Here is a 12,122-nt window from a genome sequence, read left to right on the forward strand (position 1 = left end):
ATATACCACCTGCCCGTGTACAGGCAGGTGGTGGCGTTACATCTTACGCAGAGTGGTGGAACGTACGGGAAAGAACGTCCAGCTGCTGCTCACGGGTGAGCTTGACAAAGTTGACGGCGTAGCCGGAAACACGAACGGTGAGGTTCGGGTACTTGTCAGGGTTCTCCATGGCATCCTCGAGGGTCTTCTGGTCGAGGACGTTGATGTTTGCGTGGTAAAGGCCAGCGTTGGCGTTGTTCTCGTCGCGCTTTGCCTTCATCTCGGTCATGCGCTCTTCAAAGGTCTTAGAAGACATTGTGTTCTCCGAATTCTGTGATGATCAATAGATGGGGAGGAAAAGTGGATTACTCTTCGTCCATGATGAAGCCAGCATCGAGGATGCCGACCAAGTTCTTAATCTGCTCGTCCGAGGTACGGCCCAGACCAGATGGGGTGATGGTGTTGGTCAGGGAAATGCCGTCGAGGGCGTCCTGGTAATCCAGCTTACCGACGGACAGCATCGAGGCCACCATACCATGGGTGTCTGCACCGTTTTCTGGGTTAGCACCTGGGCTAAATGGGGTACCTGCCTTGTGGCCGGATGGGAATGCACCGGTTGCCTTGCCGTAGACAACGTTCGAGGTAATCGTGAGCACCGACTGCGTTGGGATTGCGTCGCGGTACATTGGGATTTCCTTGATCTTGGACATCACGGTGTGGACGATGGTTGCGGCGATGTCGTCGGCGCGGTCGTCGTCGTTACCGTAGCGAGGGAAGTCGCCTTCCGTCTTGTAGTCCACAATCAGACCAGTCTCATCGCGCACTGGGGTGACCTTGGCGTACTTGATAGCCGAGAGGGAGTCTGCAACGATAGCCAGACCTGCGATGCCGCAGCCCATGGTGCGGATGATCTCGGAGTCGTGCAGTGCCATCTCGACTGCCTCGTAGGCGTAGCGGTCGTGGCAGAAGTGGATGATGTTGAGTGCTTCCACGTAGGTGCCAACAACCCAGTCGAGCATGTGCTCGTACTTCTCCCAGACCTCGTCGAAGTCCAGTGGGCCGTCGCCCTTGATGGGCTCGAACAGGCCAGGCTCGGTGATCTGCTTGCCGGAAACCTCGTCGCGGCCACCGTTGATGGCGTAGAGCAGGGACTTAGCGGAGTTCACACGTGCACCGAAGAACTGCATCTGCTTGCCCACGGCCATGGGGGACACACAGCAGGCAATTGCGGCGTCGTCGCCCCACTGGTTACGGATCTGCTCGTCGGATTCGTACTGAATCGAGGAGGTTTCGATGGAGATTGCAGCGCAGAAGTCTTTGTAGCCTTCTGGAAGTGCTGGATCCCAGAAAATGGTGATGTTTGGCTCTGGTGCTGGGCCGAGGTTACGCAGAGTCTGCAGCAGACGGAAGGAGGTCTTGGTGACCATGGTGCGGCCGTCGTCAGAGAAGCCAGCGTCGGACCAGGTTGCCCAGTATGGGTCACCGGAGAAGATCTGATCGTAGTCGATGGTGCGCAGGAAGCGGACGATACGCAGCTTGATCACGAGGGCGTCGATGATTTCCTGAGCCTCATCCTCGGTGATGATGCCAGCGGCAAGATCGCGCTCGAAGTAAATGTCGAGGAATGCGGATAGACGGCCGATGGACATTGCAGCGCCGTCCTGTGACTTCACGGAAGCCAAGTATGCGAAGTAGGTCCACTGGACTGCTTCTTTTGCCGTGGTGGCTGGGCCCGAGATGTCGAAGCCGTAGAAGGAAGCCATGGTCTTGAGCTTCTGCAGGGCCTTGATCTGCTCGGAGTGCTCCTCGCGGAAACGTGCCCAGTGCTCGGAGAAGTTCTCAGCTGCGACGGAGTCTTTAGCCTGTTTCTTCTCGGCGATGAGGTAGTCCACACCGTAGAGGGCTACACGACGGTAGTCGCCGATGATGCGGCCACGGCCATAAGCATCGGGAAGACCGGTGATGATGTGGGAAGAACGTGCGGCACGGATACGAGGGGTGTAGATGTCAAACACGGCCTCGTTGTGGGTCTTGCGGTACTTGGTGAAGATGTTCTTGACATCTTCGTTTGGCTCTTTGCCGGCTTCCTTGATAGCGGTTTCCACCATACGCCAGCCGCCGAAAGGCATCATGGCGCGCTTGAGTGGGACGTCGGTCTGCAGGCCAACGATTACGTCGTCGTCTTCGGAAATGTAACCCGCTGGGAAAGCATCAATGTCAGCTGGGGTGTGGGTGTCTACATCAAAAACACGCTTCTTACGCTCGACGGAGAGGTAGTTCTTCTCGAGGTGGTCCCAGACGCGAAGAGTCTTTTCGGTTGGGCCAGCGAGGAAGCTAGCGTCGTCCTCGTAAGGGGTGTAGTTGCGTTGGATGAAATCACGGACGTCGATTCCCTCTTTCCAAGGTCCTTCGACGAAACCTTCCCATGCTGAGTGGGTGCTCTCTTGTTGGGCGGTGGTCATATTATATGAGCCCTTCCTTATCGAGTCATCTGCATCAGCGGCCTCGGTATCGGCCACCTGCGGTTCACTTGGTGGCAGATCCATCGTTACTGGCTCGCCACGAACACTCACTACTGTAGTAAGTAGGGGGCTAGGCCACATAAGTGGGAAAGGGTGAGTTATCTCATATGAAAATTGCCCGAAATAGGAGTAAAGAATTTTGCCCGCGATACACACGGACACCTTCAGATCTTAATAAATAAAAAACGCTGGTAGAAGGGGAAATATGTGAATTAGATTGCTTTACGGTGTGACATTCGTCGAAGTGAAAAGCAATAAAACGGGCGTACTGTTTAAATTAGGTTTGGCTGTCTAAGAAGTTGGATCGACGATCGACCACGGCACCGTGAGCTGATTATCGCGCACCGGACGGCGAATAATGCTCATCGGAATTCCCATATCCATAAGCATCGCGCGGGCCGCCCGCCACCGAATGCGAGGGCCATACGACGCCCACGGGGCGCAGCGATCCCACGCTTCATCGGCACGAAGCAACACATCATGAATTTTTTCGCCCGCAACATTGCGGTGGATCAAAATCTTAGGCAACCGCTCCGCAATATCGGAGGGGCGCTCTACATCAAATGGATCCCAGCACAGCGTCAGCGACTGCGGGCCAGCATGATCCAACAACACCCACGTTGACCGCCGCCCCAACTCATCACAGGTGCCTTCCACAAAAAATCCGCCAGGTTGTAGGCGCGAGGTCACCATCTCCCAAGCATCCACGACTTGGTCCACATCATATTGGCGCAGCACGTTAAAAGCGCGCACTAAGGTGGGCTGGTAATCCGCTAATTCAAACCCCCCAAGTTCAAAGGTCACACCATCGCGCGGCGGCAGGACCCGTTCTGGGTCTATTTCTAAGCCGGTGACGCGGACGTCGTCACGCATGGTGCGCAACCAACGAGCCCACTCGACCGTGGTGGTAAAACTTGCCCCGTATCCCACGTCAAGAGCGATAGGGGCGTTGGTGCGGCGCAGCGCCTGCTGGATCAGCGGATGGTGAGCCATCCAGCGGTCACAACGCCGGAGGCGATTAAACCCAGTGGTCCCCCGAGTAATCACACCAATGGGACGATCATGCCCAAAAGTGGCGCGCAAATTATGGGCATGATCAGCCATGGAAACCCCGCGAAATTAGAGGTTCTCGGAGATCCACTTCGAGGTCAGATCGCCCTCGTTCTGGAACAAATCAGCCAATGCCTGGCCGACCTTAGGCTCGATAGCAGCACCCATCAGTGGGATGTTGACTGTGATCTCGTTGGCGTAGGACAGCGTAGTGGTGTTGCCCAAGCCGTTCATAGAGATCTCACCCTTGAAGTCCACAGGGGTGCCCTTTACGTCTGCGGTGTAGCTCAGTGGTGCGCTGGTGCCGTTAAGGCCACCGACGGTTACTACGCGCTTGACCTTGAGTGCCTGGCTGATCATGGCGCGGATAGCCTCAGGAAGTAGCTCTTGAGGGAGCACCTCGAAAAGGGTTGCAACAGCGCCACCGTTAGCTTCGGTGAACTCGTGTACCTCGCCTGGTTCTGGGCTGAGGTTTTTCACAATGAAGTCCCAATATGCCGGATTGGTCAAGGCTGCGTGCACCTTTTCCACTGGCTGATTGATAGTTACGGTGTTTTCACTTCGCGTTGTCATGCATACAGACTACCTTTAATGAGGTGCTGGAAAAATCACTGAACCACATTTTCGACGGAATCCGCCCCCAGATCGAGGCGATCGACGACGCCGCCTTTGTGGCGGTCACCTTAGCCGAATTGACCACCCTCCACCTCGGCGGAACCCCCATGGCGGCGGTTCGCTGCAGGTCACAGCAGTCTGTGGTTGAGGTTGTTCGGCTTCTCGATGCCCACCAGATCCCACTACTCATCGTAGGTGGTGGCTCCAACCTCGTGATCGCTGACGGCGAAATCCCTCTCGTTGCTGTGATTCTCGACTGTGACGATATTTCTGTGAACCTCGACACCGGACGCGTAGTAGCCGAAGCAGGTGCCGTATGGGACGACGTCGTACGCCTGTGCGTTGATGCCGGTCTCGGCGGCATTGAGTGCCTTTCTGGAATTCCTGGCTCGGCGGGAGCTACCCCTGTACAAAACGTGGGCGCCTATGGTGCAGAGATCTCCGATGTGTTGGTCAGCGTAACCCTCTTGGAACGTGCAACAGGGGAGGTTATGGAAGTTCCTGCGGCCGACTTAGAGCTGGCGTATCGCTATTCCAACCTCAAATTCACCGGCCGTGGCGTGGTACTGGGCATTACGCTACAGCTGCATACGGATGGCATGTCTGCGCCGCTGCGCTTTGGGGAGCTTGCTCGGGTGCTAGGCCATGAGGGACCACATCCTGCAGTGCAGGTGCGCGAGGCTGTACTTGGCCTGCGTGCTGGCAAGGGCATGGTCTACAACGAGGCGGATCACGACACGTGGTCGGCCGGATCCTTCTTTACCAACCCCATCGTCCCAGAATCGGTCGGGGATCACGTGCGTAGCGTTGTCGGCGACGAGTCGATGCCATGCTTTGCTGCGGGCGAGGGCATGGTCAAACTATCTGCTGCATGGTTGATTGACCGCGCCGGATTTGCCAAAGGCCACCAAGGCCCTGGCGGGCGGGTGAGCTTGTCTACTAAGCACACGCTGGCACTGACCAATAGAGGAAACGCCACCACGGATGATCTCGTCGCACTTGCGCGCGAGGTCCGTGGCGGCGTGATGGATGCCTTCGGGGTGCTACTTGAGCCCGAACCGGTATGGGTTGGGGTGTCTATTTAGCCCAAGATGCACTGAGCAAGAAGCATGTCGAGGCGTCGTACGTCGAGATCTCGGCCGATTCGCCGCTTACTTTTCTCCGAGGCGTTCGAGGAGGGTCTGCTGCACTTCGCGGCGGCGGACCTTACCGAGTTGGTCTTTGTTGAGTGCTTCAAAGTGGTAGAAGGTGCGTGGCACTTTGTATCGGGTGAGCAGCTTGCGGCAGTGAGTTTTGAGGCCTTCTGGGTCCAAGGCTGCACCGTCTTTGAGCACGATGCAGGCTACCACGTCCTCGGAGCCGTCTTTGCGTGGGCGGCCGACTACGGCTGCGTCGTCAACGTCTGGGTGGGCGATCAGGGCTTCTTCGACCTCGGCGGGGTAGACGTTAAATCCGCCGGTGATGATGATTTCCTTGATGCGGCTTACTAGGCGGATAAAACCGTCTTCTTCCATAACACCCATGTCGCCGGTGCGGAACCAATCACCGTGGAAGGTGGCTGCGGTTGCTTCTGGTTTGTTGAGGTAGCCTTGGAAAATCTGTGGTCCGCGGGCGAGAACTTCGCCGGCTTCGCCGTCGGGCATTGTCTCGTCGAGGTTGTCTGGGTTGGCAATGCGGATTTCGGTGTCGGGGAACGGTACGCCGATGTAGCCGGGGCGGCGGTTGCCATTCATGGGGTTACCGCACAGAACTGGGGAGGTTTCGGTCAGGCCGTAGCCTTCCACCAGCAGGCCGCCGGTGAGGTTTTCCCAGTCTTCGACGGTGCGTACTGGCAGGGTGGAGGCACCGGAGAAGGAGTTGCGGATGCCTTTGATTTCCACGCCCTTGGCGGTGGCTTCTGCCACGATCTTTTCGTAGAGGGTGGGCACACCTGGCAGCCACGTGGGGGTGTGGTTTTTCATGATCTTCATGATCAGTGGGATCTGCGGTGCTGGTAGCAGGACCATTTCTGCGCCAACGAAGACACCGAGGGTACCGACCATGGTCATGCCGTAGGCGTGGAACATGGGAAGGGCTGCGAGGAAACGCTCGGGTTGGTCGCCCAGTCCTGGTACCCACGCCTTGCCCATGAAGCAGTTGGACACCAAGTTGCCGTGGGAGAGCAGCGCGCCCTTCGGCGTTCCGGTGGTGCCGGAGGTGTACAGGATTAGGGCGATGTCGTCTCTGGTGACCTTGGGGAATTCGGTGCGTTTACCGTTGCCGCCGATAGCATTGCCGATCAGGGTGGACCATGGGACGGTGTTGTCGGCAAACGCGGTGAGTTGTTCGCGCTTTGCGGCGATGGGTGGGATCGGTATGCGCAGCGCTAGTTGTTGGATGCGTGGCATGGCCTCTGTCATGTTGACGGAGATGATCGTCTCAAGCGAGGTGGTGTCGCGCAGTTTCTCTAGGGTGGAGGCTGCTTTGTCCCATGCGATGGCGACGCGTGCGCCGTGATCTTGGAAGAGGCCTTCGAGCTCGTGTGCGGTGTAGAGCGGGTTGTGCTCTACGACGGTGGCGCCGAGCAGCTGGATGGCGTAGAACGCGGCGATGTGCTGCGGGCAGTTGGGCAATACGATGGCGACGCGGTCGCCTGGGCGGATACCAAAGGCTTTAAGGCCTGCTGCGGCTGCGCGTACTTGGGCATCGAGCTCTGCATAGGTTTGGGTGCGTCCGAAGAAGTAGGTCGCGGGCTTGTCGGCGTTAACGGCAAGGTTGTTGTCGTAGATGTCTACCAGCGTGGTGTCGCCGTAGTCGAGGGATGCTGGTGTCCAGTCGCCATAGTGTTGCAACCATGCTTTGTCGTCGAATGCACCCATGTCTGGCCTTTCGTTTTAGGGGTAAAAATAGTTTTGATGTCGATATTGTAGCGGAAGAGCGTTATTTCTTTGATGCTAGAGCTTCTTGTACATCTTTACGGCGCACCTTGCCCAGCTGGTCTTTCGGCAATTCTTCGAAGTGGTAGAAGGTGCGTGGCACTTTGTAGCGGGTGAGATTTTCCCGACAATATGCCTTCAAACCCTCGGGGTCGAGGGCGGCACCCGCGGCAAGCGTGATGGCCGCAACCACGGACTCGGAGCCGTCGCCACGCGGAAGGCCTACGACGGTAGCGTCCGTAATATCTGGGTGATTGCGCAAAACCTCTTCCACCTCGGCGGGGTAGACGTTAAACCCACCGGTGATGATGACTTCCTTGATACGGGCCACCAGGCGGATAAAGCCGTCTTCCTCCATAATTCCCACGTCGCCGGTGCGATACCACTGTCCGTGGAAGCTCTTCGCCGTCGCCTCGGGGTTGTTCAGGTAACCGCTGAACACCTGTGGCCCACGCACCAGGACTTCGCCTTCTTGCCCGTCGGGCATTGTCTCGTCGAGGTTGTCTGGGTGGGCAATGCGGATTTCGGTGTCGGGGAACGGTACGCCAACATAGCCTGGGCGGCGGTCGGTGGTCATGGGATTGCCCACAATGATGGGGGAGGTTTCGGTCAAACCGTAGCCTTCGACGAGCAAACCACCGGTGAGTGCTTCCCAGCGTGCGACGGTTTCCACAGGCAGGCTCGACGCACCAGAAAATGAGTTGCGCACACCGGAGATGGAGATTCCGTCGCGTTCTGCGGCTTCCACAATCTTTTGATAGAGCGTGGGAACGCCAGGTACCCATGTAGGGGTGTGCTTCTTCATGATCTTCATGATCAGCGGAATTTGTGGTGCTGGCAGAAGTACCAGTTCGCCGCCTACGTAGAACGCCAGGTTGAGAACGATGGTTACACCATAGGCGTGGAACATAGGCAGCGCTGCGAGGAGGCGTTCGTCTTGGTCGCCAATCCCTTTCACCCACGCCTTACCTTGCATGATGTTGGCAAAGAGGTTGCCGTGCGACAGCTGTGCACCTTTTGGTGTACCGGTGGTACCGGAGGTGTAGAGGATCAGGGCGATGGATTTCTTGGTCACCTCGGGGCAGGGGACGATGTCGTCGCCATTGCCACCGAGTGCGGACCCCACCAGGATTTCCCATGGGATGGTGTTGGGTGCGGATGCGGTCAGTGCGTCGCGCTTCTTCCGAATCATCGGAATAGGTAGGCGCAGTAGTGCCTGTTGCACGGCGGGCATGGCGGTCATCATGTTGACCGACACGATGGTTTCTAGCGGTGTATTACGGCGGAGTTTCTCCAGCGTATCGGCCGCTTTGTCCCACACGATAGCCACGCGTGCGCCATGGTCTTGGAAGGGGGCTTCCAGCTCGTGTGCGGTGTAGAGCGGGTTGTGCTCGACCACGGTGGCTCCGAGCATGAGTACCGCCCAGTAAGCCACGATGTGCTGTGGGCAGTTGGGAAGGGCAATGGCCACGCGGTCGCCGCTGCGTACGCCTAGTGCGCGCAGGCCGGCGGCAGCGGTGCGTACCTGTTTGTCGAGGTCACCATAGGAGGTTTGACGGCCAAAGAAGTAGGTGGCCGGTTTGTCCTTGTTCAGGGCGAGGTTGTTCGAGTAGACGTCGAGAAGCGTCGTGTCACCATAATCTAGGCTATGCGGCGTCCAATCGGGGTAATAGTGAAGCCACTTTTTTGTCTCGTATGCCGACATGAGTTCCCTTCGATCCTCGCAAATAAACGTAAATACGAGCATATACTCATGTTTCGCTTGGTTGGGTAATAACGGCGCCTAGAATGATGACTATGCGCATTGCCATGATCTCTATGCACACCTCGCCCCTGCAGCAACCAGGCAGCGGAGACGCAGGTGGAATGAACGTCTACATCATTTCCATCGCCCGCGAACTTGCACGTCGCGGCGTAGACGTAGACATTTACACCCGTGCCACTCGCCCCAGCCAAGGCGACGTTGTAGAGGTGGAGTCGGGGCTGCGCGTGATCAACATTGTGGCCGGCCCCTATGAGGGCCTGAGCAAAGAAGAACTCCCCACCCAGCTCGCAGCTTTCGCAGGTGGCGTGGTGCAGTTCGCCAAGTGTCACCACATGCGTTACGACGTCATCCATTCCCACTACTGGCTTTCCGGCCAAGTCGGCTGGCTACTGCGCGACCTGTGGAACATCCCACTCGTACACACCGCGCACACCCTTGCGGCGGTAAAAAATGCGCACCGCAGCGCAGGGGATACCGAAGAATCAGAGGCTAGGCGTATTTGTGAGCAACAGCTTGTAGATAACGCTGACATCCTCGTGGTGAACACCCCCGAGGAAACCAACGACCTTGTGCGCCACTATGACGCCAACCCCGATTCGGTGGCTGTGATCGCGCCGGGTGCCAATGTGGAACTTTTTACTCCTGGTACGCAGCGCAATACGGAACAGTCGCGGCGGTGCTTGGGTATTCCGTTGCACACCAAGGTGGTGGCTTTTGTGGGAAGGTTGCAACAGTTTAAGGGCCCTGAGGTGTTGTTGCGTGCAGTGGCGGAGATGTTGGAGCGGGATCCGGATCGCGATATGCGTGTGATTATGTGTGGTGGGCCGTCGGGTGCTGCTGCCACGGTGGAGCATTACATTGAGTTGACGCGCAGTTTGGGTATTGCGCATCGGGTGCGGTTTTTGGATCCGCGTCCGCCGGAGGAGCTGGTGAGTGTGTATCAGGCGGCTGATGTGGTGGCGGTGCCCTCGTATAACGAGTCGTTTGGGCTGGTTGCGATGGAAGCGCAGGCTAGTGGTACTCCGGTGGTGGCTGCGCGTGTTGGCGGCTTGCCTATTGCGGTGGTGGATGGTGAGACGGGCGTGCTTGTCGACGGCCACGATCCCATAATGTGGGCGGATGCGCTGGAGCAATTGCTTGACGACGACCCCACGCGTCAGCAGATGGGTGTGGCTGCGGTGGAGCATGCGGCGAACTTTACGTGGGCTGCGGCTGCGGAGAAGTTGGAGTCGGTGTATGGCGATGCGGCGATGTTGGATGTTGCGCAGTGCCATGACCGCTACGCCGCGGGTTCCGATCGGGCATAAGTGTAAATAATCCCACATTTTGCTCGCGTTGCTGCGATTCGTGGCAAACTTGACAAGTATGACTACTGGAAAACTGATTCTTCTTCGTCACGGACAAAGCGAATGGAACGCTTCCAACCAATTCACCGGCTGGGTGGACGTCAACCTCACCGAAAAGGGCGAGGCAGAGGCTAAGCGCGGCGGCGAACTGCTCAAGGCTCAGGGGGTCCTGCCAAGCGTGGTTTACACCTCTTTGCTGCGCCGTGCTATCCGCACCGCCAACATTGCTCTGAACGCTGCTGATCGCCATTGGATCCCAGTTGTTCGCGATTGGCGCCTCAACGAGCGCCACTACGGTGCGCTGCAGGGCCTGAACAAGGCTGAGACTAAGGAAAAGTACGGCGACGAGCAGTTCATGGCATGGCGTCGTTCTTATGGCACCCCACCACCAGAGCTTGAGGATTCCAGCGAGTTCTCCCAGGCAAACGATCCTCGTTATGCCAACCTTGACGTGGTTCCTCGCACCGAGTGCTTGAAGGACGTTGTTGAGCGTTTCGTTCCTTACTTCAAGGAAGAGATCCTGCCACGTGTGCAGAACGGTGAGACTGTTTTGATCGCTGCACACGGTAACTCCCTGCGTGCATTGGTCAAGCACCTAGACAACATCTCTGATGCAGACATCGCTGAGCTCAACATTCCTACCGGTATTCCACTGGTTTATGAGCTCGACGAGGCTGGCACGGTGCTCAACCCAGGTGGCACCTACCTTGACCCAGAAGCTGCTGCTGCCGGTGCTGCCGCAGTTGCTGCTCAGGGCGCTAAGTAGTAGCGAGGCACGTGTACGTCGTTATCGCATTTGTGTTGGGCGTGGTCCTTTCGGGCCTCGCCCTACCTGCGTTGAAATGGGTGCGCGGCCGTAGTTATCGAACGGCGAAAAAGGGGGATAATAAGGTCACCACTGTGAGCCAGATGCTGCATTTGACGGTGCAGGGCTCGCCCACGGGTATGGCGGTGATCGACGCTACGGGGGCCGTTTTATTGTCTAATGTACGTTCCCACGAGATGGGGATTGTGCATGAGCGCACGCTTAATCCGGATATTTGGGAGCTTGCGCAAGAAGCTTATAAAGACCAAGAGACTCATGCGATTGAGCTGGTGATCGACGAGCGGCGTAATCGCATTACGTCGGTGCGTGCGGTGGTTAAGCCACTGACGCTTGTCGACGACCGCTACGTGGTCATTTACAGCACGGATGAGTCGGAAAACCAGCGTATGGAAGCGGCACGTCGTGACTTTGTGGCTAACGTGTCCCATGAGCTGAAAACTCCTGTGGGTGGCATGGCGTTGCTGGCGGAGGCCATCACGGAGGCCTCTGATGATCAAGAGCAGGTGAAATATTTTGGTAATCGCCTGTACAAAGAGGCCCACCGTCTTGCCGACATGATTAATGAGCTCATCTCGTTATCCAAGCTGCAAGGTGCTGAGGCGTTGCCGGATCTAGAGCCGGTGAGTGTGGATCGTGTGATCGACGAGGCACTGGCACGCAATGTGTTGGCCGCCGATAATGCGGGCATTGAACTCAACCGTGGCAAACCATGCAATGCGATGGTGATGGGGGATATGACGCTGCTGGTCACGGCGGTGTCCAACCTGATTAGCAACGCTATTAATTATTCGCCACAGGGAATGCCCATTTCGGTGGCAACCAAGATTTCGCGGGATGGCCGTGTTCTTATCCGAGTGATCGATAATGGCATTGGCATTTCAATGGAGAATCAAAAACGAGTGTTTGAGCGCTTCTTCCGTGTAGATAAAGCGCGGTCGCGTTCTACAGGTGGTACGGGATTAGGGCTTGCGATTGTCAAGCATGTGGCAGCTAATCACGGTGGCGATGTCACGCTGTGGTCGCGTCCTGGAACCGGTTCCACGTTTACGATCGAGCTTCCGATCTATCATGAAACTGACACGGGTCGCCGAAAGGATTAGAACT

10 protein-coding genes are annotated in these 12,122 nt (G+C 57.2%); 4 read left to right on the forward strand and 6 right to left on the reverse strand.

All coding sequences use genetic code 11. The features are described from left to right. Window positions 1–43: 43 nt before the first annotated feature. From grcA2 to AT687_RS01475, 4 genes are all read right to left on the reverse strand, one after another. Window positions 44–295, reverse strand: a complete 252-nt coding sequence (gene grcA2, locus AT687_RS01460) for an autonomous glycyl radical cofactor GrcA2 (protein WP_004566465.1) — start codon at window positions 293–295, stop codon at window positions 44–46. A 49-nt stretch (window positions 296–344) separates the two neighbouring features. Continuing rightward, window positions 345–2,441, reverse strand: a complete 2,097-nt coding sequence (gene pflB, locus AT687_RS01465) for a formate C-acetyltransferase (RefSeq protein ID WP_021334840.1) — start codon at window positions 2,439–2,441, stop codon at window positions 345–347. Between the two features lie 351 nt (window positions 2,442–2,792). Continuing rightward, complete coding sequence (locus tag AT687_RS01470; protein ID WP_014318606.1) at window positions 2,793–3,605, reverse strand: class I SAM-dependent methyltransferase; 813 nt, start codon at window positions 3,603–3,605, stop codon at window positions 2,793–2,795. 15 nt (window positions 3,606–3,620) lie between these two features. Next, window positions 3,621–4,124 (reverse strand): DUF2505 domain-containing protein, encoded by a 504-nt coding sequence (locus AT687_RS01475; protein WP_014301350.1) that lies wholly within the window; start codon window positions 4,122–4,124, stop codon window positions 3,621–3,623. Window positions 4,125–4,147: 23 nt separating this feature from the next. Between AT687_RS01475 and AT687_RS01480 the strand changes: the two genes are divergently transcribed. Then, complete coding sequence (locus tag AT687_RS01480) at window positions 4,148–5,251, forward strand: UDP-N-acetylmuramate dehydrogenase (RefSeq protein ID WP_014318607.1); 1,104 nt, start codon at window positions 4,148–4,150, stop codon at window positions 5,249–5,251. A gap of 66 nt (window positions 5,252–5,317) precedes the next feature. On the opposite strand, the gene AT687_RS01485 is transcribed toward AT687_RS01480, so the two are convergent. Both AT687_RS01485 and AT687_RS01490 read right to left on the reverse strand, forming a co-directional pair. Continuing rightward, on the reverse strand, window positions 5,318–7,024 hold the full coding sequence (locus AT687_RS01485; RefSeq protein WP_014302867.1) for a long-chain-fatty-acid--CoA ligase: 1,707 nt from the start codon (window positions 7,022–7,024) through the stop codon (window positions 5,318–5,320). Window positions 7,025–7,085: 61 nt separating this feature from the next. Next, a complete protein-coding gene (locus AT687_RS01490; protein WP_014318608.1) occupies window positions 7,086–8,786 on the reverse strand; it encodes a long-chain-fatty-acid--CoA ligase in 1,701 nt (566 codons plus the stop codon). 92 nt (window positions 8,787–8,878) lie between these two features. Between AT687_RS01490 and mshA the strand changes: the two genes are divergently transcribed. Genes mshA through AT687_RS01505 form a run of 3 tightly spaced genes read left to right on the forward strand, consistent with a single transcriptional unit; the run spans window position 8,879 to window position 12,118 of the window. Beyond that, window positions 8,879–10,153 carry a D-inositol-3-phosphate glycosyltransferase gene (gene mshA / locus AT687_RS01495; RefSeq protein WP_174510710.1) on the forward strand — a complete coding sequence of 425 codons (1,275 nt, stop codon included), beginning with the start codon at window positions 8,879–8,881 and terminating at the stop codon, window positions 10,151–10,153. A gap of 58 nt (window positions 10,154–10,211) precedes the next feature. After that, on the forward strand, window positions 10,212–10,958 hold the full coding sequence (locus AT687_RS01500; RefSeq protein ID WP_004566477.1) for a phosphoglyceromutase: 747 nt from the start codon (window positions 10,212–10,214) through the stop codon (window positions 10,956–10,958). Between the two features lie 11 nt (window positions 10,959–10,969). After that, the gene (locus AT687_RS01505) at window positions 10,970–12,118 is read left to right on the forward strand and encodes a sensor histidine kinase (RefSeq protein WP_014318609.1); all 1,149 of its coding nucleotides are present in this window, start codon (window positions 10,970–10,972) and stop codon (window positions 12,116–12,118) included. The last annotated feature ends 4 nt before the right edge of the window (window positions 12,119–12,122 follow it).

This window comes from Corynebacterium diphtheriae (assembly GCF_001457455.1).
In the GTDB taxonomy this organism is placed as follows: Bacteria; Actinomycetota; Actinomycetes; order Mycobacteriales; family Mycobacteriaceae; genus Corynebacterium; species Corynebacterium diphtheriae.

What these genes read in the sequence shown, in the direction of transcription:
- grcA2 (WP_004566465.1), bottom strand. Translation starts at nt 295, where the DNA reads ATGTCTTCTAAGACCTTTGAAGAGCGCATGACCGAGATGAAGGCAAAG.
- pflB (WP_021334840.1), bottom strand. Translation starts at nt 2,441, where the DNA reads ATGACCACCGCCCAACAAGAGAGCACCCACTCAGCATGGGAAGGTTTC.
- AT687_RS01470 (WP_014318606.1), bottom strand. Translation starts at nt 3,605, where the DNA reads ATGGCTGATCATGCCCATAATTTGCGCGCCACTTTTGGGCATGATCGT.
- AT687_RS01475 (WP_014301350.1), bottom strand. Translation starts at nt 4,124, where the DNA reads ATGACAACGCGAAGTGAAAACACCGTAACTATCAATCAGCCAGTGGAA.
- AT687_RS01485 (WP_014302867.1), bottom strand. Translation starts at nt 7,024, where the DNA reads ATGGGTGCATTCGACGACAAAGCATGGTTGCAACACTATGGCGACTGG.
- AT687_RS01490 (WP_014318608.1), bottom strand. Translation starts at nt 8,786, where the DNA reads ATGTCGGCATACGAGACAAAAAAGTGGCTTCACTATTACCCCGATTGG.
- mshA (WP_174510710.1), top strand. Translation starts at nt 8,879, where the DNA reads ATGCGCATTGCCATGATCTCTATGCACACCTCGCCCCTGCAGCAACCA.
- AT687_RS01500 (WP_004566477.1), top strand. Translation starts at nt 10,212, where the DNA reads ATGACTACTGGAAAACTGATTCTTCTTCGTCACGGACAAAGCGAATGG.